This window comes from Streptomyces sp. NPDC048361, from assembly GCF_040651795.1.
Lineage (GTDB): Bacteria > Actinomycetota > Actinomycetes > Streptomycetales > Streptomycetaceae > Streptomyces.
On the sequence record NZ_JBEZKW010000087.1, the window covers coordinates 1 to 25,468 of the forward strand.

Sequence of the window (25,468 nt, forward strand, 5' to 3'; positions counted from 1 at the left end):
CCCACTGCCCCGACGTCGTCGCCCACCACCACCCCGACCCGGCGCCGCGCGACGGCCGTTCGGTCAGGGTCCTGCGCAACGAACTGCTCACTGCCTGGCTGCGCCGCCCGCTGCCGCACGCCCTGGACCGCACCCGGGGCCTGGCCGCCGACGCCCGCCGCGACCGGGCCGCCCGGCAGGCGCTGCGCCAGACCCTGACGCGGCTGCCCGCCGCCCTGCGCGCCCGCCGCCCCCTGCCCCCGCACGTCGAACGGGCCGCCCGCACGCTGGACGGAGCACAGCCATGACCGACGCCCGCACCACCGTCGTGGTGATCACCCACAACCGCCGCCCCGAACTACTGCGCACCCTCGACCGCCTGGCCGAGCTCCCCGAACAGCCGACGATCATCGTCGTCGACAACGCCTCCAGCGACGGCACCGCCGACGCGGTCGTCCGCCGGCACCCCGGGGTCCGACTGCTGTGTCCCGGCCGCAACCTGGGCGCCGTCGGCCGCAACCTCGCGGTCCGCGAGGTCCGCACGCCGTACGTGGCGTTCTGCGACGACGACTCCTGGTGGTCACCCGGCTCCCTGTCCGGCGCCGCCGACCTGCTGGACCGGTACCCGGCGCTCGCCACCGTCACCGCCCGCATCCTGGTGGAGCCGGGAAGCACCGAAGACCCGATCAACGAGGAACTGCGCGACTCGCCCGTACGGGGCCCCGACTGGTTGCCCGGCCCGCGCTGGGCTCCTTCCTGGCCGCCGCGACCGTCCTGCGCACCGACGCCTTCCGCGCCGCGGGCGGATTCCATCCCCGCCTGTGGCTGGGCGGCGAGGAGGAACTGCTCGCCGTGGACCTGGCGGCCAACGGCTGGTGGCTCACCTACGCCGACGACCTGACGATCCATCACCAGCCGTCAGCCGTACGGGACTCCACGCTGCGCCGGGCCCACGGCATCCGCAACACCCTGTGGTTCACCTGGCTGCGCCGCCCGGCCGGGCCCGCGCTGCGCCGCACCCTGCACCTGGCCCGCACCGTCCCGCGCGATGCCGTGTCGCTGCGCGCCTTCGCCGAGGCCACGGTGGCCCTGCCCTGGGTGCTGCGCGAGCGCCGGGTCCTGCCGACGGAGGTCGAGGCGCGACTGCGGCTCCTGGAGGAGGCGCAACGGCGTTCCTCCGCCCGGCGATACGTGGGCTGAGGGGCGGGTACGGGGAGGGCTCGCGGTGGGCTGAGGGGCGGCGCGGGGAAGGCTCGCGGCCGGGCCGACGGAGCGCACGGACACGTAGCCCCGCCCTCTCGTCGCGTGCTCGCGGGCAGGGGGCGGGGCGGGGGACGGGCCGACGGCGACCCGGCAGGTCTGCACTTCTCCTTGGATGCGATGCGGGCTCAGGCCGGGTGGTCGGGCCGCTGCTCCTCAGGGACACCGCCGCCCTTGCCGCCACCCTTGGCTCCACGATCGGTGCCGTGGGCGTGGCCACCGCTCTTGCCTGGCTGCGCCGCCTTGCGGGCCTGGCTGTCCTGGGGAGTGCCGGCCCCCTTGTCACTGCGTCGCACCTCGGGCTGTTGTGGGTTCGACATGGGTACTGCTCCTTCCCACTGGTGTTCGGCGAAGGGGTTGCCTGTCCCTCGGGTTTCCCTCGCAGTCACGTACGAAACACACCGGTTGCGGCGGAATTGTCCCTCCGCCTGAAGGAACTGCTTTCACACGCGCTCCTTCATGAGCTTGCGCACCGCGCGCACCACGTCGTCCGGCAGTGCCTTGTCCAGGCCGGGACGGCCGGTGCCCGCTTCCACGTCGGCTCCCAGGAGGACGGCGGGCACGCCGTAGGGGCTGCGGTGCTCCGCGGGTGCGGCCGGGGAGCCCACGGAGACGACCGGCGTGCCGGTCGCGGCGGCCAGGTGCGCCGGCCCCGTGTCGCCCGCGATCACCACGTCGGCCATGCGCAGGACGCCCGCCAGGGTCCGCAGGTCCGTGTGGTCGCCGAGGTCGACGGCCGTGCCGCCGCTGACCTGCCGGGTCAGGGCAGTCTCGGCGGGGCCGCCGGTGACGACGACGCGGTGGCCCGCGTCGGCCAGCAGGGCGACGACGTCCGCCGCGCGCTCGGCGTCCCAGGCGCGGGCCGGTGTCGCGGCGCCCGGGTGCAGGACGACATACGGGCCGTTGCCGGTGAGGCCGGTCGTGTCGGGGGGCGGAAGCACGCGCAGTCGGCCGTCGTCGCCGGTCCTGAGCGAAAACCCCAGGGCCGCGGCGGTGTCGAGCGCCGCTTCGGCGTCATGCCGGCCGGGCAGCCGACGGTGGGGTACGTCGATGAGGCTCCCGGCGTGGTCGGTCGTGTCGGCCCCGATGCGGGGAATGTGTGCCATCCGCAGCAGGAGCGCGGCGGGCAGCGGGCTCTGCTCGAACGGGGTGATGATGAGCGCGACGTCGTACGCCGCTTCCCGCACGCGCCGAACCAGCCCTTCGACGTCCGCCTCGTCCACCGGCGGCGGGCGGGTGCCCTCCCAGGGCGCCTCCCAGACGAGGACCTCGTCGAGGTGCGGCAGCAGCGCGGCGGCCGGCGCGCCGCGCGGCCCGCACACCATCGTCACGTGATCGGCTCCGGCCGCGACCGCGCGGACGGCGGGCCCGGCCAGCAGGACGCTGCTCATACCGCCGAGACAGACGACCAGCGCTTTGCCGGTGTCGCCTGCCCCGGAGCGCCCCGGGGCGGTCACCCGTGCCGCGAGGGGGATGGCGGTCACCGGCGCCGCGAGGTGTGTGCGCGGCGCCCAGTCACCAGGCGCGCGCTGGACGTACGTCCGCTTCGGCGCCCGGCGCGCCCGTGCTGCCGCCCTTTCCGTGGCGTGGTCCTGCGGAAGAAGGCTGCGGACCTCGTCGTCCGTGGGCCCGCCGAGGAAGTCGGCGATGGTGCGCTTGAGCCCGTCCGCCAGGGAGACCGTGGGCGTCCAACCGAAGAGTTCGTGGGCGAACCCGGTCGCGGGGGCGGGCGGCTCGGGGTCTTCGGCTCGCTTCCCGGTGCATTCGACGCGGGCGGTGGAACCGGTCAGGCCGAGCACCTGGCGGGCGATCTCGGCCACGGTCGCCCCGGGGTCGGCGCCGATGTCGACCGGCCGTACCGAGCGGCTCGCCGCCACCCGCAGGACACCCTCGGCCGTGTCGTCGACGTAACACAGCGAGGGCCTCGCGGCGCCGTCACCGGGCACGGTCACCGGCCCGCCGCTCAGGGCTTGCCGGATGAACGCAGGGATCATCCCGCCGCCACCGGAAGCCATGCGCGGGCCGTACGTCGGGAAGATCCGCACAATGCCCGCGTCAGCCCGCTTGGCCCGCACATACGCAGTGATCAGCGCCTCCGCGAAACGCTGGGACGCCTCGTGCGCGGCTCGCGCACTGCCGGGCTCGCCGGCGAGCCCGGGCCCGTCTTGGGGCAGGTCGCCCGCGAAGAGGCAGGTGGAGGCCAGCAGGAACCGGGCGCCGTCCCGCTCGGCGACGGCGAGGGCGCTGCGGGTGCCGGCGCTGCCGGCGTCGAGCGCCTCCAGGGGGGCCGGGGGCGCCTTGTCCGCCGGGCACACGAGGTGCAGTACAAGGTCGTAGGGTCCGGCGAGGGTGTCGGCGCACCCCGGGTGGGCGAGGTCTCGTTCCAGCAGCCGGAATCCTGGACGGTCGGCCAGGTGCTCGACGTTGCGCGCCGAGCCGGCCGCCAGGTCGTCCACGCAGTCGACCTCCACTCCGGCGTCCAGCAGGCGTTCGCACAAATGCGAGCCGAGAAAGCCGGCACCGGCGGTCACCAGAGCCCTCTTCCACACGGGAGGCGGCTGCGGCGCCGTGGAGAACATGCTCGTCATCGGGAGGGCCTCCTTCCGTGCGCCCTTATGGGGGGCGGCTGCCCGAAGAACGGGCCTGGTCGGCCGGGCCTCGCGGAGCGCGGCCCACGCCTGTGCCGTCCCTGGAACCGAGCACCGGGCGGTGCTCCGCGTCACCACCGCGCTTCCCACTGTGACGCCCGGTGCGCCGTTCGGCACGTCGGGATGGCGTCCGCCGGACCGCGGGTGCCTGTGGCCGCCGTCACCGAAACGAGGGCGGGGTTTTGGGAACAGACACCAGTGAGAAGACGTGTGAGCAAGCACACCAGAAGGACCAAAGTCACGACGCAGAGCGGCAGTTGGGCCCGTTCGTCGGCGCGGCGGTCGGCGCCGGGCCGGGACGCGTCCGCCTCGTCTGCCACCATGGTCGTCGCCGTACTACGGAACGTCCACGCGCACTGCGACGCGCCCTGGTGGCGTCCCTCCCGGAGCGCGGCGCCCCCGACAGCTCCGGTGGAGTGACCGCGCAGTGCAGCCGGTGTCCCGAACTCCCGCCGAGACCCCCACCTGAGTCCTTCCGGGCTCGCTCCAGTCTCCGAGTGCCTCTGTGTCTTCCTCGCCCGTGTCTTCTTCCTCCGCGGCCGCTTCTGCCCCGTCCGCGCCTTCTCACACCTCGTCCGGGTCACGGTCGCCCTGGCGTTCCCTGCGGTACCGCAGCATGCGCTGGTGGTCCCTGGCCAACTTCGTGTCCAACGCCGGCACCTGGATGCAGCTCACCGTGCAGAATCTGCTGGTCTTGCAGATCACCGGGTCCGCCGCCGCCACCGGCCTGTCCATGTCCGTGCAGGCCGCACCCGGACTCCTGATGAGCCTCGTCGGCGGGGCCGCCGTCGACCGGTGGCCGCGCAAGCTCACCGCCTCGGTCAGCCAGGCGCTGCTCGGTGCCATCGCCTTCACGACGGCCGTGCTCGTGGCCACCGGGGGGCTCGATCTGACCGTGCTCATGGTGCTGGCCGGCCTCACGGGTGTCGTCGCCACGGTCGACGGGCCCGCGTGCGCCCTGCTGGGCAACGATCTCGTGCCGCCCGAGGACGTGCCGTCCGCCATCGGCGTGGGCTCGCTGGTCCACAGCGCGGGCCGCCTCACCGGTGCCGCGCTCGGCGGCGTCACCGTCGGCTTCCTGGGCACGGCCGCCGCCTACGCCGCGAACGGGTTCTCGTTCCTCTTCGTGGCCGCGGTCATACCCTTCCTGCGCCCCGCGCTCGGAGCGCTGCGGCGGACCGGCGCCGCTGACACGGCCGTCGCCCCGGTGGCGAGCGGCCCGGCTCCGGTCGGCGAGGACATGACCGTCCGCCAGGGCCTGACGTACTTCATGCGGCGGCCCCGGCTCATGGCTCTCGCGGGCGTCACCGGTGTCAGCGCGGTCTTCGGGCGGAACTACACCCTCACGCTGGCCGTGCTCGTCACCGGGCCCCTCGCCGGGGGCGCCGGATCGTTCGGCACGGTCTCGACCGTCCTCGCCGTCGGAGGCGTCATCGGCGCGGTCCTCGGCGCCCGGCTGCGGCGGCCGTCCGTGCGGCTCGTGGGCGTCCTGGCCGCCGCGGGCGCCCTGCTCCAGGTGGTGGCCGGGCTCTCGCCCTCGTTCGCGGTCCTGCTGGTCCTCGTCCTGCCGATGGCCGTGGCCGAGTCCGTCTCCGACACCGCGGGGACGACCGTTCTGCAGACCGACCCGCCCGCGCACCTGCGGGGCCGGGTGCTCGGTGTGTGGGGAAGCATCAGTACCGCCTGGGGTCTCGGCGGCCCGCCCGCGCTCGGACTCCTCATGGAGCTGGCCGGCGCACGCGGCGCCCTCGTGTCCGGCGGTCTGATCGTCGCCGGTTCCATAGGCGCGGGTCTCCTGCTCCGCAGGCGCGGAGGCACGACGCCGGTGCTCCTGCCGACGAGGGAGCGCGACGTCACGGGGCAACCGGCGCTGGGCACGGCAGCCTGAGACCGTTCTCTGTCCGTGGTCCGTGGTCCGAGGTGCGTGGTCCGAGGTGCGTGGTCCGAGGTGCGTGGTCCGCGCCTCAGCCGAGGAAGTGGGACGCCACCTTCAGGTCGGCCACCAGACCATCGAACGCCTCGTTCCTGTCCTTCGCGCGCAGCACCGCCGAAGGGTGCGCGGTGGCGAGCAGGTGGCGGCTCCCGGCGGCTTCGCCTTTGCCGTCGGCGGACATCGGCAGCTCCGTCCCCGAGGGGAGGGAGAGCAGCGCTCCGCGCGACTCGGACACCTTGAAGGAACTGCCCAGCAAAGACTTGCCCGCCGTCGCCCCCAGAGCGACGACGAGCTCGGGGTCGACCCGCTCCACCTCGGCCTCCAGCCAGGGGCGGCAGGCGGTCAGTTCCCGGAGGTTCGGTGCCTTGTGGATCCGGCGCTTGCGGCCTTCGCCCACGGGCGCGAACTTGAAGTGCTTGACCGCGTTGGTGAGATACGCCTGCTCCACGTCGATTCCGGCCTCGTCGAGAGCCCTGCGCAGGAGCCGTCCGGCCGGGCCCACGAACGGTTCCCCGGCCCGGTCCTCCTGGTCGCCCGGCTGCTCCCCGACCAGCATCAGGCGCGCCGTGGCGGGGCCCGCGCCGAAGACCACCTGCGTGGCGTCGGCATACAGCGGGCAGCCGTGGCAGTCGGCGGCTGCCCGGCGAAGCGCCGGGATGCCTCCGCGCGCAGGCACATAGGGGAGAGCCCCCTGAGCCTTGGTCTTCTCCGGGTTCTTCTCCGGTTCCGGCATGGCGCCTCCTCCTGTGAGCAGCTTCCCACCGCGCTGGACCGGCGACCAATGGAGCACCCGCCGAACTCGTGCCCTGACAGGTTCGCCCGGCGTCCCGCTTCATCCGGCGGACGCCGACATTCCGGCCGGGGCATCGGTGCCCCTCTGCGCTGGACGTATCAGGGACGACGTATCGGCCGGCCGGCCCGCCCTGCACGGGAGGGCCCTGCCCTGTTCCACGACGCCGACCGGAAAGCCATGGATGCCACGGGCGAGACCGCAGGCATGGCGCATACCTCGTCGCGGCGGGGGCCGGACCGGCTGGGTCGAGCGTGTGAGGAACCCTGAGCACGGGCCGCTCGTACATGACCGCTTGGGAGCAGCGTGCCCGCGCGGGGACGCCCCTCTCGCGCGGGGATGGCCCCCGCCCGGGGTCAGGCGCTCTGCGGCGGGTGGCCGGTCCGGAGCATGTCGAGTACGGATCTCTCGATGGGCCCCTGGGTGGCGGGGGTGCCGTCCGCGCATGCGTCGCCGAGCCGCAGCAGGGCGGCGGCGACGGTGACACCCTCTTCGTACAGTTCGATCACGCGCGGGTTGATGTAGGAGGCACGGCAGATGGCCGGGGTGTTGCCGAGGTAGCCGGAGACTTCGCGGCAGGCGCGGGCGATGGCGCGTTTGCGGGCGCTTTCGCTGCGGGCGGCGTGCTGCGAGACGGCCAGCGCGACAGCGGCCATGACGGTGGCGTGCCAGGTGCGGAAGTCCTTGGCGGTGATGTCGAGGCCGGCGAGTTCCTTGAGGTAGGCGTTGACGTCGGCGCTGGTCACGTCATGCCAGGCCGGCCGCTCCCAGTAGGCGAGGAGCCGGTCTCCACCGCCGCGGCGGTGCGTCAGCGCCGTGAGGCTTCGGCAAGCGGCGGGGTCGGTGACGGTCTGGACGATCTCTTTGCCGTGCTTGCCGGTGTACGTGAAGAGGAACGCGCCGCCTTGGACTTGGGAATGCTCGCGCAGCAGCGTGGTGAGGCCGTAGCTGTTGTTCGCCTCCATGTAGCGGTCGCTGCCGATGCGGAAGAAGCCCAGGTCGAGCAGGCGCACGGCGGTGGCCAGGACCCGCCGACGCGTCAGGCCGCGGTCGCCCAGGTGCCCCTCGACGCCCTCCCGCACGGCGGGCAGGGCCTCGGCGACGTCCAGGACGTGGTCGTGTTTGGCCCGCTCCTGCTCGGCGCGGAACTGCGGGTGGTAGAGGTACTGGCGGCGTCCGGCGACGTCGGTACCGACGGCCTGGAGGTGGCCGGTGGGTCTGGTGCAGATCCACACGTCGCGCCAGGCGGGCGGGATGACGAGCGCACGGATGCGATCGAGCTCCGCCGGGTCGCGCAGCGGCTCTCCCCGGGCGTCGAGGTAGCGGAAACCGCGCCCGTGGCGCAGGCGGGTGTAACCGGGGTCGGTGGGCCGACTGTGACGAAGACGCAAGGCAAACCTCCCTGGGCGCGCGGTGCGTGCTGAGGCGGAAACACCTCGGCTGGACGGACGGTCCGGCGGAACCCCGCTTATGCGTATACCCGCGCCGGATCGACTGTTCCCCGGGGCACGGCCTCCTGAGAGAACACGCCGTGCCGGGGGGCTTCACGCCCTGTGCTGAGCAGCCACCCGGATGGGGAAGGAAGGGCTCGAACCGGGGTGGTCTTCCGGCGGGCCCTCGCCGGGCGGAAGACCCGGTCGCCTCATCCGTTCAGGTGACGTTCCAACCAGTCGGCCGCGGTGCGGCGGAACAGCCGCCGGTTGTCCGCGCGACGGAACTCATGGCCCTCGTCGCGGAGTGTCAGCAGCTCGGCAGCGAGTCCGCGTTCCCGGGCGGCACGCACCACCTGCGCCGACTCGCCGGGCGGGACGTTGGTGTCGTGCTCGCCGTGCACCGCGAGAAGGGGTACGCGCAGTTCGTCGATGCGGCTCATCGGGGACAGGGAACGCAGCAGCTCCCGGTCCCGCACCGGATGGCCGTACTTGTGTGCCGCCGACTCCGCGATCCACGGTTCCGTTCCCGCGAAGAACGTCCCGAGGTCCGACATCCCGCATACCGCGACGCCCGTACGGAACAGCTCCGGGTGCCACACGAGGGAGGCCAGCGTCAGGTATCCGCCGTAGGAACGGCCCATCACCGCCAGCCTCGTCGGGTCGGCGCGGCCGGTCAGGACCACGTGTGCCGCACAGTCGGCGACATCGTCGATGGCCGCGAACCGCCCCCGGCCGAGGTCGGCGTCCACGAAGGACCGCCCCCACCCGGACGAACCGCGGACGTCGGGTGCGAACACATCCAGGCCCCGGCCGAGGAGTTCGTGGTACAGCGGGTCGAACACGGGCCGTTCCTGCTCCTCCGGGCCGCCGTGCAAATGGATCACGCAGGGCGCAGGCCCGCCGGCGCCGCGCCTCGGCGCGCTGTAGTACCAGCCACCCAGGTGCAGCCCGTCGCGGGCGACCGGCCGCAGCGGGACGGGCCGCACGGGCGGCCTGCCCGGTGGTACGGCGTCCTCGTCACGTGACGACCAGGGCGTACGCGCCGGCGGTGACCCGTGGGGCACCCACCACACTCCCGGGCGGCGCTGTGAACCGGAGACGGCAAGCGCCAGCCCACCGGGTCCGGCCCTGGCGATGCGCGTGACCACTTCGTGCGGCAGCGGTACGTCCAGGGGTGGCGCCGCCATCGCGTCGAGGGCCACGGGGCCACCCGCCGGAAGGTTCAGTGTTTGCAGCGCGCTCGCTCCGCGTACGTTCCACGCGACAGCCGCGCCGCGTCCGTCCTGGGTGACGGCGAGGAGTTCCAGGTCGCAGCCTTCACGCTCGGCCATCACGGACACACCGAGGCACCCGCCGTCGTCGTCGAGGCGGGCCAGCAACAGGGCCGCGAACTGGCGCTCGTGGTCGCTGCGCAACCACAGCGTGTGTCCGTCCGGCGAGAACCTGCCGATCCACGGATCGCCGTCCGCCACCCGAAGCGTGGAGCGGGCGTCGAGGTCGGCGGTGCGCACCACCACGGCCTCCCGTCGGCCACGAGGCCCCCGCCGCACCAGGGCGAAACGTCCGTCCTCGCTCAGGTCGCACACCCGCAGCGTCGCCGCCCCGGATTCGGCGGCGAGGAGTACGGGGGCCCGGAGCCCTTCGGGGTCGACGAGATACGCGCTGAGCCGGTCGAGGGGCGCCTTGGGGCCGCCACCCGGCGCGGTGAGCCCATCCGACGCAATGTCCGGTCGGCCCGCCGTACCGGCAGGGTCGGCGTCGACCCGGTGTGCGTCGCCGAGCGGCGTGGCGCGGCCGTCCCGTTCGGCCCAGTCGGCGGGCCGTCGCGCGAACGCCACCTCCTGGTCCGGGACGGGCCGCGCGCCCTGACGAGGAGCGGGGCCGGTCGACGGCGGCGGCTCGGCCACCGTCACCGCGACGGCCGAGCCGTCGCGCGCCCAGCAGCCCAGGTAGGCCGAGCTGCCGTCGTCCGCGCCCGCCACGATCCGGCGGCCGGTGCCGTCCGGACGTACGCACAGGACCCGCGTGTGTTCGCCGCCCCCGGGAGCGACCGTGTAGGCGATCCACCTCCCGTCGGGGGACCAGGCCACTTCTGTGACCGGGTCGGGGTCCGCGTCGAGCAGGTGCGCCTCGGAGCCGTCCACCGGCCCGGTCCAGAGCTGCGGGACCCCCGTCCGGTCGCAGATGAACGCCACCTGCCCGCCCGTCGGGTCCGCGGACGGATACCAACAACCGTGCGCGACCAGCGGCTGGGGCGTGTCCCGCGGTCCCGCCGCGTCGGCCAGCGGCACCGGTACGGGCGCCACTGCCGTGGCCACGGTCAGGTGATCCCGTGTGTCTGGAGCCATATCTCCAGCAAAGCTGCCTGCCACAGGGCGTTCGCCCCTCGATTCGTGCGGTGGTCGTCGGGGGCGGCGAGGAGTTCGGCGATGTACTCGTCGCGGAAGACGCCTCGCGCTCGGGCCTGCGGGGCGGACAGTGCCGTACGCACCCGTTCGAGGACGGGCCCCGCCATGTGCCGGATCGCCGGAACCGGAAAGTACCCCTTGGGCCGGTCGACGACCTCGCGGGGCAGTACTTGGCGGCCCGCGTCCTTCAGGACGCCCTTGCCGCCGTGCGCGAGCTTCAGCTCGGGCGGACAGGCCGCGGCCAGCTCGACCAGTTCGTGGTCCAGGAAGGGAGTACGCGCCTCCAGGCCCCAGTCCATGGTCATGTTGTCCACGCGCTTGACCGGATCGTCGACGAGCATGACGTGCGTGTCGAGCCGCAGCGCGGCATCGAGCGCGGTCTCCGCCCCCGGGGCGGCCATGTGCTCGCGGACGAACCGGCCGGACTCGTCGTGGCCGGTGAGCAGGTGCGGCTGGAGGATCCGTGCGAAATCGGCGTGGGGGCGGTCGAAGTACACCTTCGCGTACGTCTCCGGCTCCTGCTCCCGCTCGACGGCGGCCAGGTCCGGATACCAGCGGTAACCGGCGAAGACCTCGTCGGCCCCTTGGCCGCTCTGGACGACGCTCAGCTCCTTGGAGACCTGCTCCGACAGCAGATGGAAGGCGACGACGTCGTGGCTGACCATCGGTTCGCTCATGGCCGCCACCGCCGCGTCCAAGGCGTTCGAGACCCGGTCCGAGGGCACCATCAGCTGATGGTGGTCGGTCTCGTAGCGCCGGGCGATCAGGTCCGAGTACGCGAACTCGTCACCCTCCTCGCCGCCCTCCGACTCGAAGCCCACACTGAAGGTCGCCAGACTCTGCTGGCCCTCTTCGGCCAACAGCGCCACGATCAGGGACGAGTCGAGGCCGCCCGACAGCAGCACGCCGACCGGCACGTCGGCGACCATGCGGCGACGTACCGCCGTCCGCAGGGCGTCGAGCACCGCGTCACGCCAGTCGGCCGCGTCCATGTCCGCGTACCGGGCGCGGCGGCTGTAGGACGGCTGCCAGTAACACCGGTCGCGGTAGGACCCGTCGGGTTCGATGACGCGCACGGTGGCGGGCGGCAGCTTGCGGACCCCGTTCAGCACGGTGCGCGGCGCGGCCACCGTGGCGTGCCAGCTCAGGTACTGGTGCAGCGCGACGGGGTCCAGCGAGGTGTCGATGCCACCACCGGCGAGCAGGGCGGGCAGGGTGGAGGCGAACCGCAGCCGGCCCGGTGCGTGGGCCAGGTACAGCGGTTTGATGCCGAGCCGGTCACGGCCGAGGACCACGCGGCCGGTGTCGTCCTCCACGAGGGCGAACGCGAACATGCCCATGAAGTGGTCGACGCAGTCCGTGCCCCACTGCTGGTACGCCTTCATCACGACCTCGGTGTCCGAGGTGGAGAAGAAGCGGTGTCCGAGCGTGTGCAGCTCTTCCCGCAGTTCCCGGTAGTTGTAGACGCACCCGTTGAACACGCCGGTCAGTCGGGCCTCGGTGTCCGCCATGGGCTGCGCGCCCCGCTCGGACAGGTCGATGATCTTCAGCCGCCGGTGGCCCAGCGCCACCCGGCCCTGTGCCCAGACGCCCCGCCCGTCGGGCCCCCGGGCCGCCATACGGTCCGTGATGCGCTCCACCGCGGCCACGTCCGGCCGCCGGCCATCGAAGCGGATCTCACCGCTCAGACCACACATTCGTCCCTCCTTGCCGTGCCGCACGGGCGGACCCGAGCGGTGACCGCGCTCCGCTGGGGAGGGTGCCCCGCCGAACGCGGAGCATGTCCACAGTCGCGGCGGGGCACGCGGAACTCCATGTTCCCCCCATGTCACACGCGTCGCGAGACCGCTCCGTCGGCACTCGTCGCCTCCGACCCTGGAAGACCGTCGCCTTCGCCTTCGCCGTTCGCGCGGCCAGGGGAGTGGCGGAACGCGCTTTCGGCCGCGTGACGCCGGCAGCTTGCCGGTAGGCGGCCCGCGGATGCCCGGCGGCCCGGCGTTCGGCGCCGACTGGCCGCCCTCAAGACGACTTCGCCAAAGAGACGTGCCGAAGCGGCGCTGAACGTCACCCATGCGCCGGGCCGCAACCACGTCAGCCGACGGCGTTGCCCCGGCCGCGTCAGCCGACGGCGTTGCCCCGGCCGCGTCAGCCATCGGCGTGACCCGGCGGCGTCAGCCACCGGCGTGAGACCCGGCCGCGTCAGCCCCTTGTGTCGGGACGACGCTCCTAGGGTGTCCGGGGTGAACCGGCCCCGCTGCTCCACCCCTCCGCGACGCTCGGCGTCCGCCCCCGGCCGAGCCGCCCGCGCCCGCCGGTCTCGCACCGTCGGCAGACTCATCACCGCCACCCTCGTCGCGGCGGTCCTCACCGTGTCGGGCGTCCTCACTGCCGGGGGACCCCCTCCGCCGGATACGTTTCCGTCCCGGCGGACGCGACCCCCCGCCCGACGACCGCTCCCCCGACGACCGCATCCCCGACGGACCTGTCGCGGATCCTGTCCCTGCCGCCGGCCTTGGCCGGCCACGCGATCCGCCGGATGCCCACCCAGCGGCACGTCGTCGCGCTGACGTTCAACGCGGCGTGGAACGAGCAGGGCGTGGGCGAGGTTCTCAGGGTGCTTGACCGCTACGACGTACCGGCCACGTTCTTCCTGACCGGCCAGTTCGCCGAACGCCACCCGGACGCGGCGCGGGCGATGGTGACGGCCGGACACGGCATCGCCAGCCACAGCTACAGCCATCCGCACATGGATGAACTGAACCGGCAGGCAAGGGAGTTGGAGGTCCGACAGGCGGACCGCGCCCTGCGCGAGGCGATCGGGACGCCGCCTCTGCCGTTCTTCCGGTTCCCTTACGGCGACACCACCCCCCAGGAGATCGCGGAGGTCAACGCGCTGGGTTTCGCCGACATCGAATGGGCCGACGACACCAACGGCTACCTCGGGACCGCCGGCGGCATGACCACCCAGAAGGTGATCGCCCGGGCACTGCGCGCCGTGGTGCCCGGCGCGATCATCCAGATGCACGTCGGAACGCCCCGGGGCACCGGAACCGTTCTGGACGCCCAGGCGCTGCCCCAGCTCATCAAATCGATTCGCGCCCGCGGCTACCGGATCGCAGACCTGCGCTCCCTCCTGGTCGGCGCCCACTGACGACGGGTCCCCACACCGGGGCGGAGGGCCGTGAGTCGTGGGCACCAGCCGTGTCGGCCCGCCCAGCGCGACGGAACCCGGCCCGTCGGAAGCCGAACCCACTGAATGCGCCCAGACAGCAACAAAGCCCCAGATCAACGACCTGAGGCTGAGCGGTGGAGCGAGTGACGGGAATCGAACCCGCGCTCTAAGCTTGGGAAGCTTATGTTCTACCATTAAACTACACTCGCGTGATCGTTCCCCATGGGGAAGCGGTCGTCGCTCACTCTACCCCATGCTCGGCCCCCGGCGGATTCGCCGGGGGCCGTCGTGCTGTCGGGGGCCGGGATCGCCGTGCCGGGGGCGGGAGTTGGGGCGTACGGTGGAGGGCGTTCGCGCGGGGGGTGTGCCGCGTGGGCGGGCGTCCCGTTCATCCCCTAATGTGGTGGTTTCTCCGTCCACGCTTGTTGGGGAAGGGACTTGAGCGACTTGATGGACTCGTTGGAGCGCACCGTCGTCCGCTGCGCCGAAGGGCATGTCTTCACCACCGATTCATTTCCGATGCAGCAGCTCGGCGCCGCGCGGATCGGGCCGGGCCGGCTGATCCGGTGTCCTCGGTGCGCGCGGCTGCGGCATGCGGTGCCGATCTCGGCGCCGGCCGCCCAGGCGGTACCGGCCGACCGGGGCACGTTGGCCGACCGGGGCTAGCACGCCGGCCGACCGTGGCCAGCGCGGCCGACCGGGGTACGCCGGGCGGTCAGGGCTGGGGCGGTGGCCGCGCGGCGGTCGCGGGCGGTGGAGTGCGGGCGCGCGAGGCCCGTCCGATTGGGGCGGGGCCGCGCGCCTTGCGTATCCTCGGGGCGTGCTTCTCTCAGACAAGGACATCCGGGCCGAGATCGACTCCGGGCGGGTACGGATCGATCCCTACGACGAATCCATGGTGCAGCCGTCCAGCATCGACGTGCGCCTCGACCGCTTTTTCCGGGTGTTCGAGAACCACCGCTACCCGCACATCGACCCGGCGGTCGAACAGGCCGACCTCACGCGGCTCGTGGAGCCCGACGGGGACGAGGCGTTCATCCTGCACCCCGGTGAGTTCGTGCTCGCCTCGACGTACGAGGTCATCTCCCTCCCCGACGACCTCGCGAGCCGTCTGGAGGGAAAGAGCTCGCTCGGCCGGCTCGGCCTGGTCACGCACTCCACCGCCGGCTTCATCGACCCCGGCTTCTCCGGGCACGTCACCCTCGAACTCTCCAACGTCGCCACGCTGCCCATCAAGCTGTGGCCCGGGATGAAGATCGGGCAGCTGTGCCTGTTCCGGCTGAGCTCGTCCGCCGAGGAACCGTACGGGTCTCAGCGGTACGGCTCGCGTTATCAGGGCCAGCGCGGGCCGACCGCCTCGCGGTCCTTCCTCAATTTCCATCGGACCCAGGTGTGAGCATGAGCGATCAGAACGACGTACGCGAGAACCTCACCTACGAGAAGTTCGGCGGGGCCGTCCGCGAGCTCGCGCAGACCATCGCCGACGACGGGTACGAGCCCGACATCGTGGTCTCCATCGCGCGCGGCGGTGTCTTCGTCGCCGGCGGCCTCGCCTACGCGCTGGACTGCAAGAACATCCACCTGGTGAACGTCGAGTTCTACACCGGCGTGGGCACCACGCTGGAAATGCCGGTCATGCTCGCGCCGATGCCCAACGTCATCGACTTCTCCGGCAAGAAGGTGCTGATCACGGACGACGTGGCCGACACCGGCAAGACGTTGAAGCTCGTCCACGACTTCTGCGTCGAGCACGTCGCCGAGGTCCGCAGCGCCGTCATCTACGAGAAGTCCCACTCCCTCGTGAAGTGCGAGTACGTGTGGAAGCGTACGGACGAGTGGATCAACTTCCCCTGGAGCGTCGAGCCGCCCGTCGTACGGCGCGAGGGCCAGGTCCTCGACGCCTGACCCCGGCAGCGCACGGAAAAGGCCCCGCCCGGAGAAGCCCGGCGGGGCCTTTCTGCTGCCGGTGTACGGCCGCGTACGCCTAGATCGTGCCCAGCTTGATCAGCGAGAGCAGCCCGAGCAGCTGGATCGCGGAGGCGCCGAGCGCCTTCGGCCAGGGCAGGTCGTGGGACTTGCTCACCATCGAGGTGAACAGCGCGCCCGCCGCGAGCCACGTCACCCAGCCCAGGAGCTGGACCACACCGTTGTCGCCGCCCAGGAACAGGGCGAAGAGCAGCCGCGGCGCATCCGTCATGGCCATGATCAGCATCGAGAGGCCCACGGTCGGCTGCCACGCGCCGTCGCCGCCGAGCTGGCGGGCCATCGTGTGCGTCACCGCGCCGAGGATCAGGCCGCCGACCACGAACACGACGCCGGTGATGAGCACCACCGGGATCGCGGTGCCCAGCGTGGTGCTGATGACGTCCTCGCGGGCCTTGTCGAAGCCGAAGATCGCCAGCATGCCGTAGAGGAACGTGACGATCAGCGAGGGTCCCCACACGGGATGGTCCCGCATCTGCCAGAACGTCGGGCCCGGTCGCATCACGATGCCGGACAGAAGCTCCTTCCAGTGCAGCCGGGGGCCGCTGGGCGGGGGCGCGACCGCACCGGCGCGGTAGGTCGCGCCGTCGCCGTACGGGTCCTCGCCGACGCTGAACGCCTGGGTGTGGCCCGGGTTGTTCGCGTACGGGTCCTGGCCGGGGGCGTACCCCTGCGGGCCGCCCTGGCCCTGGTAGTAGGGGTCGCCGAAGTACTCCGGTTCGTCCTGCTGGGGCGGGGGCGCCTGCCGGTACTGCGGCTGCCCGTTCCCGTACTGCGGCGGCTGCCCCTGCCCGTAACCCTGCGGTCGCTGCTGTCCGTGCCCCTGCCCATGCCCGTACTGCGGCTGCTGCCGGGCGCCCGGCCACTGCTGTGCCGGCGCCTGCTGCTGCCCTTGCTGTTGCGGTTGCCGCGGGGGGCGGTTGTCGTCCCGGCCGCCGCGTCCCATCCTGAATCCAGCCACGAATCGAACGTACCTGTTCCGGCGGTACGCCAACCCGGGGCGGCCGGAACCGGGTGCCTTTGCGGCTGACCTGTGACATCCCCTAGGGGCTCCGGGCAGTGGGTCGTTTTGGTTGAATACCGCCCGATTTACATGGCTGCGCCCGAAACTGAAGGCAGTCGTTACACGGCCTACGTATGACCCAAACACGGCACTCGTAACTTTGCTGATGTCGCCGCCGCAAAGCACCGCAGGCATGACATCACAGACAATTTTCACGCTTCTACGTTGCGAGGAAGATCACCTATGCGCGCCACCCGCCGTACCGTCCGCACCGCCGCCATCGCCACCGGAGCCATAGCCGCGCTCGCCCTCCCGGCCGGTGCCGCCTTCGCCGACTCGCCCACCGCCCCGTCCGACAGGCCCGACACCCAGACCCAGCCGCAGAGCCCGTTCGACGACAGCAAGAAGGACGACGGCGAGAGCAAGAAGAAGGACGAGGACGGAGAGAAGAAGGACGAAGACACCAAGAAGGAGGAGGACACCAAGAAGAAGGACGGCGAGACGAAGGACGGCGAGACGAAGGACGACACCAAGAAGGACGACGACACCAAGAACGACGTCCGTTCCTTCGTGAAGTCCGTCAAGCTCGCCGACGGTTCGTCCGTCGCCAAGGTCTTCAAGCTCGGCAAGAACCACTACGAGGCCGAGATCTGGGCGAACGGCGCCAAGCTCGACACCCTCGTCGCCAAGGGCGCCTCGGCCACCGGGCAGAACAACGGCCTGTACGTCGTACTGAACCCGGACGGCACCGTCACCTCCTGGGTCGACGGCGGCAAGAAGAAGGACGAGAAGAAGGACGAGTCCAACAAGAAGAAGGACGAGTCGAAGAAGAAGGACGACAAGAAGTCCGACGTCGTCTCCTCCGCGAAGATCACGATGCCCGACGGTCGCATCGCCAAGCTGATCAAGACCGGCAACGGCCCGCGCGTCGAGATCTCCATGCCCAACGGCAACTTCCTCGGAGCCATCGACCTCAGGAACCCGTCCGCGCTCAACGACGGCTGGACCTACAAGATCGTCGACGCCGGCAAGGGCGGGTACAAGTTCGTCGTCATCGACGGTCGGAACGGCGGCAACAGCTGGGTCTACGACTTCAGCGGCACGCTGATCGAGAAGTACACCGTGGAGAAGGACGAGAAGAAGGACCAGAAGAGGGAGCACAAGAAGGACGGCCGGAAGCAGCCGTCGCGCGACATCGTCGTGGACCGCACGACCACTGGTGTCGTCCCCAAGGGCGGTGTCAAGGCCGGTGCCGAGGGTGTTCAGGACGGTTCGTCCGCCCCGGCCCCGATGCTCGCCGCCGGTGGCGGTCTGGCCGCCGCGGGCGCCGCGGGGCTCGGCTTCGCGATGCTGCGCCGCCGCGGCCACCAGCGCTGACCCGCACGCACCTGCCGCACGCACCTGCCGTTCGCATCTGCTGGTACGCACCCGCTCGTACGCGCCCGCGTCCGCGGGTACGCAACGGAAAGCGGCCGGTTCCGCCCTCGGGCAGAACCGGCCGCTTCCGTGTGCGCTGGCGGTGTTACTTCACCGGCTCCGGCTCCGGCTCGCTCTCCGCCGCCGCGGAACCCGCCGGGTCGACCGGGGTCTTCACCGAGTCGAGGAGCAGCTGCGCCACGTCCACGACCTGGAGGTTCTCCTTGGCCTTGCCGTCGTTCTTCTTGCCGTTGACGGAGTCCGTCAGCATGACCAGGCAGAACGGGCAGGCCGTCGAGACGATGTCCGGGTTGAGGGAGAGGGCCTCGTCGACGCGCTCGTTGTTGATGCGCTTGCCGATCCGCTCCTCCATCCACATCCGCGCACCGCCGGCGCCGCAGCAGAAGCCGCGCTCCTTGTGGCGGTGCATCTCCTGCTGGCGCAGGCCCGGGACGGCCGACATGATCTCGCGCGGGGGCGTGTAGACCTTGTTGTGACGGCCCAGGTAGCACGGGTCGTGGTAGGTGATCAGGCCGTCCACCGGGGTGACCGGGACCAGCTTGCCCTCGTCGATGAGGTGCTGGAGCAGCTGCGTGTGGTGGATGACCTCGAACTCGCCGCCCAGCTGCGGGTATTCGTTCGCGATCGTGTTGAAGCAGTGCGGGCAGGTCGCGACGATCTTCTTCGCCGACTTGGGCTTGCGCGTCGCCGGGTCCTCGTCGTCCTCGCCGTACGCCATGTTCAGCATCGCCACGTTTTCCTGGCCCAGCTGCTGGAACAGCGGCTCGTTGCCGAGGCGGCGGGCCGAGTCACCGGTGCACTTCTCGTCGCCGCCCATGATGGCGAACTTCACGCCCGCCATGTGCAGGAGCTCCGCGAAGGCCTTGGTGGTCTTCTTCGCCCGGTCCTCAAGGGCGCCCGCGCAGCCGACCCAGTACAGGTAGTCGACCTCGGTGAGGTCCTCGATGTCCTTGCCGACGATCGGGACCTCGAAGTCGACCTCCTTGGTCCACTCCACGCGCTGCTTCTTGGCGAGCCCCCAGGGGTTGCCCTTCTTCTCCAGGTTCTTGAGCATCGTGCCCGCCTCGGACGGGAACGCGGACTCGATCATCACCTGGTAGCGGCGCATGTCGACGATGTGGTCGATGTGCTCGATGTCGACCGGGCACTGCTCGACGCAGGCGCCGCAGGTGGTGCAGGACCACAGGACGTCCGGGTCGATGACGCCGTTCTCTTCGAGGGTGCCGATCAGGGGGCGCTCGGCCTCGGCGAGGGCCGCTGCGGGCACGTCCTTGAGCTGCTCCTCGGTTGCCTTCTCGTTCCCCTCCATGTCTTTGCCGCCGCCGGCCAGCAGATACGGGGCCTTGGCGTGCGCGTGGTCGCGCAGGGACATGATGAGGAGCTTGGGCGAGAGCGGCTTGCCCGTGTTCCAGGCGGGGCACTGCGACTGGCAACGACCGCACTCGGTGCAGGTGGAGAAGTCGAGGATGCCCTTCCAGGAGAAGTGCTCGATCTGCGAGACGCCGTAGACGTCGTCCTCGCCCGGGTCCTCGAAGTCGACGAGCTCGCCGCCCGAGGCCATCGGCTGGAGCGCGCCGAGCGCGACGCCGCCCTCGGACTCGCGCTTGAAGAAGATGTTGGGGAAGGCCAGGAAGCGGTGCCAGGCCACGCCCATGTCGGTCTTGAGCGCGACGGTGATCATCCAGATGAAGGACGTCGCGATCTTCAGGCCGGCGAAGAAGTAGGTGAGGTTCTGGAGCGTGGACAGGTCCATGCCGCGGAACCAGGCGACGACCGGGTACGAGACGAAGAACGAGGCCTCGTAGGAGTCGACGTGGTGCTGGGCGCCTTCGAGGGCATGCAGCGTGAAGATGCAGACGCCGACGATGAGGATGACGGCCTCGACGAAGTACGCCTGGCCGGTGTTGGAGCCCGCGAACCGGGACTTGCGGCCCGGGCGGCCCGGCCGGTTCAGCTGCCGGATGACGATCAGGGTGAGGATGCCGAGCGTCGTCATGGTGCCGAGGAACTCGACGAACATGTTGTACGGCGGCCAGTCGCCGATGACCGGCAGGATCCAGTCGGCCTTGAAGAGCTGGCCGATGGCGTTGACGATCGTCAGGAGCAGCGAGAAGAAGCCCACCGCCACGAACCAGTGCGCGAAGCCGACGATGCCCCACTTGTTCATGCGCGTATGGCCGAGGAACTCCTTGACCACGGTGATCGTGCGCTGCGTGGGATCGTTCGTGCGGGTGCCGGCCGGGACGTTCTGGCCGAGCCGCACGAAGCGGTAGATCTGCACGACGGCACGGCCGAACAGCGCTACGCCGACCGCGATTAGGACCAGCGACACGATGATCGCGGCGAGTTGCATGAGGGGGCTCCTCGGGCCTGCGAGGTGGGTTTCGGGGGACGGGCTCGTAAGCGACTACCGGGATTACTAAGCAGTAACTTACCCAGTCCACCTGAGCGTACCCACTTCTGACGCCGCACTGTAGCCGCGCAGGCGGTGATCTGTGTCGCTCGGGCGCCGCCCAGCGCGCCCCGGGTCGGCGCCCGGTTGCTGCCGGATCTCCCCCGTGTTATTCACCACATATGGGGACATAACAAACTAACTTGTTGTCGGCCACGACGATCGGACCGCACGCGAATCGCACTCGAACCGAATGGGCGTCCCCATGCCAGCTCCCGCCACGTACCTCGTCACCGGTGGTGCCGGATTCATCGGCTCGCACCTCGCCGATGCGCTGCTCGGCCAGGGCCACACCGTGGTCGTCCTCGACGACCTGTCCACCGGCGCCCGCGCCAACCTCGCGGCCGCCTGGTCCGACCCCCGGCTGCGCTTCGTACGGGGCTCGGTCCTCGACGAGCGTCTCGTCGACGAACTCGTCTCGCGCTGCGACGCCGTGGCCCATCTCGCGCCGGTGACGGGCGCCGTCGGCGCGGCGGCCCTGCGGCACGGCCGCGCCCTCCTGATCACGGCGGCCGACGGGCGGGGCGAGGCCGCCGCGGGCGCGGTCGTCGTACGGCACGGCGACACCGTCGGGCCGCGCCAGTCGCCCGTGCACGCCACCCTCCTCACCCGGCTCGTACGCCGGGCCGTCGCAGGCGAACCGCTCGCCGTGCACGGTGACGGCACCCGCGCGTGTCGCTTCCTCGACGTCGCCGACGCGGTCGAGGCGCTGCTCGCGCTGCTCGCCCACCCCCGGGCCGCGGGCGCCGAGTTCGACATCGCGGGCACCGAGGAGACGACCGTCATGGCGCTGGCCGAGCGCACCCTGGCCCGCGCCGGCGGCGCGTCCGTCATCAGCCACTTCCCGTACGTCGTCGACCGCGTACCCCACGAGCACTGGCCCCGGCCCGCGGCCCGGCCGCTGGACACCGCGCCGCTGCGCGAGCTCACCGGCTGGCGGCCGGCCCGCGGCCTCGACGCCATCCTGGACGCGGCGATCGCCCGGGCCCGCAGTGAGGCGCCCGTCGTGCTGCCGGGACTGCGAGCGCCCGCCGCGACGCCGGCCGCGCAGCACCGAGGCTGAGAGGACGGACCGACATGCTGCACGGGCTCGCGGCCGCCACGGCGGCCCTCGTACTGACCGCACTGCTCGCGGCCGTCATCCGCACCCTGATGCTGAAATTCGCCCGCCTGGGCGCCGACACGGTGCCGCACCTCGGCGGCATCGCCGTGGCGCTCGCCACGCTCGGGGTGGCCTGCTCGGGACCCGTGCTCGGCATCGCCGAACTCGGCGACGGCGTCGCGCCGCTGCTCGCCGCGGCCGGCGCGGTCGCGCTGCTCGGCCTCGTCGGCGACCTGCGCCCGCTCGGCGTGCGGGTCAGACTCGTGGCGCAGGCGGCCGCCGCGACCGCCGTGGTCGCGCTCGCCGGGCTCTCACCCGGCGCCGGCGCGCTCGCCGTGCTGTGGATCGTCTTCGTCACCAACGCCTTCCAGCTCCTGGACACCTCCGACGGAGCGATGGGCGCGGTCGCCGCCGTCACCGCGCTCGGCCTCGCGGTGTGCGCGATCGCCGAGGGCCACCCGGGGCACGGGCTGCTCCTGAGCGTGCTCGCCGCCGCCCTCACCGGTTTCCTGCTGCACAACTGGCACCCCGCCCGTATCCATCTCGGCGACTGCGGCGCCCTGTTCACCGGTTTCCTGCTCGCCTCGTCGGCGGTCGCCGTGCACACTGGGGCGCCCGGCGAGCAGACCACCGCCGAACTCTTCGCGCTCACCGTCGTCGTGCTCACCGACACCCTGCTCGTCGTGGTCTCCCGCCACCGCGCGGGCCGCCCGCTGCTGCGCGGCGGCGGCGACCACATCGCCCACCGGCTCCGCAAGCTCGGCCTCACCACCCAGGGCTCGGCCGTCGTGCTCGGCCTCGCCTCGCTGGCCTGCACCCTGTTCGGGCTCCAGATCCACGACGGCCGCGTCGCCCCGCTCGCGGTGCTCGTGCTCGCGCTCCTGGTGCCCGCGGCGGTCGTGCTGCTCCTGCGGGTGCCGGTGTACGGGCCCGCCTCCCGCCGCCGCACCCCGCGCGCCCGCACCCCGGCCCCACCCACCGCCTCCGTCGACCTCGCGGGCGGCCGGGGGTGACCAGCCCTCTCCTGCCTCCGTCGACCTCGCGGGCGGCCGGGGGTGACCAGCCCTCTCCTGCCTCCGTCGACCTCGCGGGCGGCCGGGGGTGACCCCCGGCCGGGCACGGCTTCCACTCGAACCCCGACGAACTCCTTCCACCAGGGAGCAGCACGCACGTGATGACGACCCTTCCGCGCCACCTGCGCCGCACGGTGCGCCGCCTCGGCATCGACGTAATCCGCCACCACCCCGCCGGGCGCGACCTGGTGCGCCTGCTGCACCGGTACGAGATCGACCTGGTCCTCGACATCGGCGCCCACCGGGGCGACTTCGGCGCGCTGCTGCGTGAGGCCGGCTACCGCGGCCGCATCGTCTCCTTCGAGCCGCTGCGCGAACCCCGCGCCGAGCTGCGCCACCGCGCCGGGCTCGACGACAGCTGGAGCGTCCTGCCGTACGCGCTCGCCGACCGCACGGGAACGGCCACCCTCAACATCTCCGGCGACTCGGGCCCCGCGAGCTCCTTCCTGCCGATGCTGCCCCGCCACCGCGCTGCGGCCCCCCGCGCCGCGTACACGGGGGACGTCATCGTGGAGACCCGGCGCCTCGACGAGGTGTGGAAGCAGGTGACCGCGCCGGGCGAGCGGGTCTTCCTCGCGCTCGACGTGCAGGGGTACGAGGCTCAAGTCCTCGACGGGGCAGGGGAGTTCGCGGACGAGATCTGCGGGGTGCGGATCGGGGCGCCGCTGGTGCCGCTCTTCGAGGGCGGGCGGCTCTTCGACGACCTGCTCGCGCTGGCCCGCGAGCGGCTGGGGCTGACCCTGATGTCGCTGGCGCCGGGCTTCACCGACCCGCGCGACGGACGCCTGCTCCAGTGCGACCTGGTGCTGCTGCGCGAGGACGCGCCGACGCCGGGCGAACAGGTGCCGGCACAGATCCCCGCAGTGGTGTGAGAGCGTCGCCTGACGTCTCCTGAGGCCTGTTGGGAGCGTACGCGCCGCACCTCCTCCCGACCCTTCATATAGCCTCCGACCTGCGCCAATGCCATCCATTGCGGATAAGCGCAGGATAAAACTTGAGTGCGCCCGACTCAGCTCTGTTGACGCGATGCGAGCCGTCATGCATCCTTGAGCCAGATCCACTCAAGTAGTCATCTGGAGGAATCGAAATGGCACGTGCGGTCGGCATCGACCTGGGCACGACTAACTCCGTCGTCAGCGTTCTTGAAGGCGGCGAGCCCACCGTCATCACCAACGCAGAGGGCGCCAGGACCACGCCGTCCGTCGTCGCCTTCGCGAAGAACGGCGAGGTGCTGGTCGGCGAGGTCGCCAAGCGCCAGGCGGTCACCAACGTCGACAGGACGATCCGGTCGGTCAAGCGCCACATGGGCACCGACTGGAAGATCGAGCTCGACGGCAAGAGCTTCAACCCGCAGCAGATGAGCGCCTTCATCCTGCAGAAGCTCAAGCGTGACGCGGAGGCCTACCTCGGCGAAAAGGTCACCGACGCGGTCATCACCGTGCCGGCGTACTTCAACGACTCCGAGCGCCAGGCCACCAAGGAGGCCGGCGAGATCGCGGGCCTCAACGTCCTGCGCATCGTCAACGAGCCGACGGCCGCCGCCCTCGCCTACGGCCTCGACAAGGACGACCAGACGATCCTCGTCTTCGACCTCGGTGGCGGCACCTTCGACGTGTCCCTCCTGGAGATCGGCGACGGCGTCGTCGAGGTGAAGGCCACCAACGGTGACAACCACCTCGGTGGTGACGACTGGGACCAGCGCGTCGTCGACTACCTGGTGAAGCAGTTCCAGTCCGGCCACGGCGTGGACCTGTCCAAGGACAAGATGGCCCTCCAGCGCCTCCGTGAGGCCGCCGAGAAGGCCAAGATCGAGCTGTCCTCGTCCACCGAGACCTCGATCAACCTGCCCTACATCACGGCGTCCGCCGAGGGCCCGCTGCACCTGGACGAGAAGCTCACGCGCGCCCAGTTCCAGCAGCTCACGTCCGACCTCCTGGAGCGCTGCAAGACGCCGTTCCACAACGTCATCAAGGACGCGGGCATCCAGCTCTCCGAGATCGACCACGTCGTTCTCGTCGGCGGCTCCACCCGCATGCCGGCCGTCGCCGAGCTCGTCAAGGAGCTGACCGGCGGCAACGAGGCCAACAAGGGCGTCAACCCGGACGAGGTCGTCGCCATCGGCGCCGCCCTCCAGGCCGGTGTCCTCAAGGGCGAGGTCAAGGACGTCCTGCTCCTCGACGTCACCCCGCTCTCCCTCGGCATCGAGACCAAGGGAGGGATCATGACCAAGCTCATCGAGCGCAACACCACGATCCCGACCAAGCGCTCCGAGATCTTCACGACGGCCGAGGACAACCAGCCGTCCGTGCAGATCCAGGTCTACCAGGGCGAGCGCGAGATCGCGGCGTACAACAAGAAGCTCGGGATGTTCGAGCTGACGGGTCTGCCGCCGGCCCCGCGCGGTGTCCCGCAGATCGAGGTCGCCTTCGACATCGACGCCAACGGCATCATGCACGTGACCGCGAAGGACCTCGGCACGGGCAAGGAGCAGAAGATGACCGTCACCGGCGGCTCCTCGCTGCCGAAGGACGAGGTCAACCGCATGCGTGAGGAAGCCGAGCAGTACGCGGAGGAGGACCACCGCCGCCGCGAGGCCGCCGAGAGCCGCAACCAGGGCGAGCAGCTCGTCTACCAGACCGAGAAGTTCCTCAAGGACAACGAGGAGAAGGTCCCGGGCGAGGTCAAGACCGAGGTCGAGGCCGCCGTCGCCGAGCTGAAGGAGAAGCTCAAGGGCGAGGACTCCGCCGAGATCCGTACCGCCACCGAGAAGGTCGCCGCCGTCTCGCAGAAGCTGG

Annotated in this window: 18 protein-coding genes, 1 tRNA gene and 3 pseudogenes; 12 read left to right on the forward strand and 10 right to left on the reverse strand. The window is 71.5% G+C overall.

Annotated features, from left to right (window positions below; all coding sequences use genetic code 11):
- Both AB0D31_RS31820 and AB0D31_RS31825 read left to right on the forward strand, forming a co-directional pair.
- A pseudogene (locus AB0D31_RS31820) lies at positions 1 to 287 on the forward strand (glycosyltransferase family 2 protein); the annotation flags it as partial.
- A pseudogene (locus AB0D31_RS31825) lies at positions 284 to 1,179 on the forward strand (glycosyltransferase). The pseudogenes AB0D31_RS31820 and AB0D31_RS31825, both read left to right, overlap by 4 nt.
- A gap of 188 nt (positions 1,180 to 1,367) precedes the next feature.
- Here the strand turns inward: AB0D31_RS31825 and AB0D31_RS31830 are convergent.
- The 3 genes and pseudogenes from AB0D31_RS31830 to AB0D31_RS31840 form a co-directional block, all read right to left on the reverse strand.
- The gene (locus tag AB0D31_RS31830; protein ID WP_359966669.1) at positions 1,368 to 1,559 is read right to left on the reverse strand and encodes a hypothetical protein; all 192 of its coding nucleotides are present in this window, start codon (positions 1,557 to 1,559) and stop codon (positions 1,368 to 1,370) included.
- Positions 1,560 to 1,682: 123 nt separating this feature from the next.
- On the reverse strand, positions 1,683 to 2,630 hold the full coding sequence (locus AB0D31_RS31835) for a glycosyltransferase family 9 protein (protein ID WP_362729596.1): 948 nt from the start codon (positions 2,628 to 2,630) through the stop codon (positions 1,683 to 1,685).
- Between the two features lie 273 nt (positions 2,631 to 2,903).
- Positions 2,904 to 3,827, reverse strand: a pseudogene (locus AB0D31_RS31840) (NAD-dependent epimerase/dehydratase family protein); the annotation flags it as partial.
- Between the two features lie 565 nt (positions 3,828 to 4,392).
- Here AB0D31_RS31840 and AB0D31_RS31845 point away from each other — a divergent pair.
- Entirely contained in the window at positions 4,393 to 5,775 is a 1,383-nt protein-coding gene (locus AB0D31_RS31845) for an MFS transporter (protein ID WP_362729569.1), read from the forward strand.
- 76 nt (positions 5,776 to 5,851) lie between these two features.
- Here AB0D31_RS31845 and AB0D31_RS31850 read toward each other — a convergent pair whose 3' ends face one another.
- The 4 genes from AB0D31_RS31850 to AB0D31_RS31865 all read right to left on the reverse strand — a co-directional run bounded on the left by AB0D31_RS31850 (position 5,852) and on the right by AB0D31_RS31865 (position 12,148).
- Positions 5,852 to 6,553, reverse strand: coding sequence for a UdgX family uracil-DNA binding protein (locus AB0D31_RS31850; protein ID WP_362729571.1), 702 nt, complete (start codon positions 6,551 to 6,553; stop codon positions 5,852 to 5,854).
- A 413-nt stretch (positions 6,554 to 6,966) separates the two neighbouring features.
- A complete protein-coding gene (locus AB0D31_RS31855) occupies positions 6,967 to 8,001 on the reverse strand; it encodes a DNA topoisomerase IB (RefSeq protein ID WP_362729573.1) in 1,035 nt (344 codons plus the stop codon).
- Between the two features lie 251 nt (positions 8,002 to 8,252).
- Positions 8,253 to 10,391, reverse strand: a complete 2,139-nt coding sequence (locus tag AB0D31_RS31860; protein ID WP_362729575.1) for a prolyl oligopeptidase family serine peptidase — start codon at positions 10,389 to 10,391, stop codon at positions 8,253 to 8,255.
- Complete coding sequence (locus AB0D31_RS31865; RefSeq protein ID WP_362729576.1) at positions 10,364 to 12,148, reverse strand: N-acetylglutaminylglutamine amidotransferase; 1,785 nt, start codon at positions 12,146 to 12,148, stop codon at positions 10,364 to 10,366. The genes AB0D31_RS31860 and AB0D31_RS31865 overlap by 28 nt, the downstream gene beginning before the upstream one ends.
- 839 nt (positions 12,149 to 12,987) lie before the next feature.
- On the opposite strand from AB0D31_RS31865, the gene AB0D31_RS31870 reads away from it, so the two are divergent.
- Complete coding sequence (locus tag AB0D31_RS31870; protein WP_362729578.1) at positions 12,988 to 13,602, forward strand: polysaccharide deacetylase family protein; 615 nt, start codon at positions 12,988 to 12,990, stop codon at positions 13,600 to 13,602.
- A gap of 156 nt (positions 13,603 to 13,758) precedes the next feature.
- Here the strand turns inward: AB0D31_RS31870 and AB0D31_RS31875 are convergent.
- Positions 13,759 to 13,832: transfer RNA gene (locus AB0D31_RS31875), tRNA-Gly, on the reverse strand.
- A gap of 241 nt (positions 13,833 to 14,073) precedes the next feature.
- Here AB0D31_RS31875 and AB0D31_RS31880 point away from each other — a divergent pair.
- The 3 genes from AB0D31_RS31880 to AB0D31_RS31890 all read left to right on the forward strand — a co-directional run bounded on the left by AB0D31_RS31880 (position 14,074) and on the right by AB0D31_RS31890 (position 15,528).
- Positions 14,074 to 14,289: a hypothetical protein gene (locus AB0D31_RS31880; RefSeq protein WP_362729598.1), complete on the forward strand. Its 216-nt coding sequence runs from the start codon at positions 14,074 to 14,076 to the stop codon at positions 14,287 to 14,289.
- A gap of 154 nt (positions 14,290 to 14,443) precedes the next feature.
- Positions 14,444 to 15,019 carry a dCTP deaminase gene (gene dcd / locus AB0D31_RS31885; RefSeq protein ID WP_362729580.1) on the forward strand — a complete coding sequence of 192 codons (576 nt, stop codon included), beginning with the start codon at positions 14,444 to 14,446 and terminating at the stop codon, positions 15,017 to 15,019.
- A 2-nt stretch (positions 15,020 to 15,021) separates the two neighbouring features.
- A complete protein-coding gene (locus AB0D31_RS31890) occupies positions 15,022 to 15,528 on the forward strand; it encodes a phosphoribosyltransferase (protein WP_267058857.1) in 507 nt (168 codons plus the stop codon).
- A gap of 79 nt (positions 15,529 to 15,607) precedes the next feature.
- On the opposite strand, the gene AB0D31_RS31895 is transcribed toward AB0D31_RS31890, so the two are convergent.
- Positions 15,608 to 16,567: a Yip1 family protein gene (locus AB0D31_RS31895; RefSeq protein ID WP_362729582.1), complete on the reverse strand. Its 960-nt coding sequence runs from the start codon at positions 16,565 to 16,567 to the stop codon at positions 15,608 to 15,610.
- A gap of 285 nt (positions 16,568 to 16,852) precedes the next feature.
- Here AB0D31_RS31895 and AB0D31_RS31900 point away from each other — a divergent pair, with 285 nt between their 5' ends.
- Positions 16,853 to 17,986, forward strand: coding sequence for a hypothetical protein (locus tag AB0D31_RS31900; RefSeq protein ID WP_362729584.1), 1,134 nt, complete (start codon positions 16,853 to 16,855; stop codon positions 17,984 to 17,986).
- A 145-nt stretch (positions 17,987 to 18,131) separates the two neighbouring features.
- Here AB0D31_RS31900 and AB0D31_RS31905 read toward each other — a convergent pair whose 3' ends face one another.
- Positions 18,132 to 20,399 (reverse strand): (Fe-S)-binding protein, encoded by a 2,268-nt coding sequence (locus tag AB0D31_RS31905; RefSeq protein WP_362729586.1) that lies wholly within the window; start codon positions 20,397 to 20,399, stop codon positions 18,132 to 18,134.
- A gap of 304 nt (positions 20,400 to 20,703) precedes the next feature.
- On the opposite strand from AB0D31_RS31905, the gene AB0D31_RS31910 reads away from it, so the two are divergent.
- From AB0D31_RS31910 to dnaK, 4 genes are all read left to right on the forward strand, one after another.
- A complete protein-coding gene (locus tag AB0D31_RS31910; protein WP_362729588.1) occupies positions 20,704 to 21,561 on the forward strand; it encodes an NAD-dependent epimerase/dehydratase family protein in 858 nt (285 codons plus the stop codon).
- Positions 21,562 to 21,575: 14 nt separating this feature from the next.
- On the forward strand, positions 21,576 to 22,613 hold the full coding sequence (locus AB0D31_RS31915) for an MraY family glycosyltransferase (RefSeq protein WP_362729590.1): 1,038 nt from the start codon (positions 21,576 to 21,578) through the stop codon (positions 22,611 to 22,613).
- Positions 22,614 to 22,774: 161 nt separating this feature from the next.
- The gene (locus AB0D31_RS31920; RefSeq protein WP_362729592.1) at positions 22,775 to 23,545 is read left to right on the forward strand and encodes an FkbM family methyltransferase; all 771 of its coding nucleotides are present in this window, start codon (positions 22,775 to 22,777) and stop codon (positions 23,543 to 23,545) included.
- Between the two features lie 215 nt (positions 23,546 to 23,760).
- The coding region (gene dnaK / locus AB0D31_RS31925) for a molecular chaperone DnaK (RefSeq protein WP_362729594.1) at positions 23,761 to 25,468 on the forward strand (1,708 nt) is incomplete at its 3' end.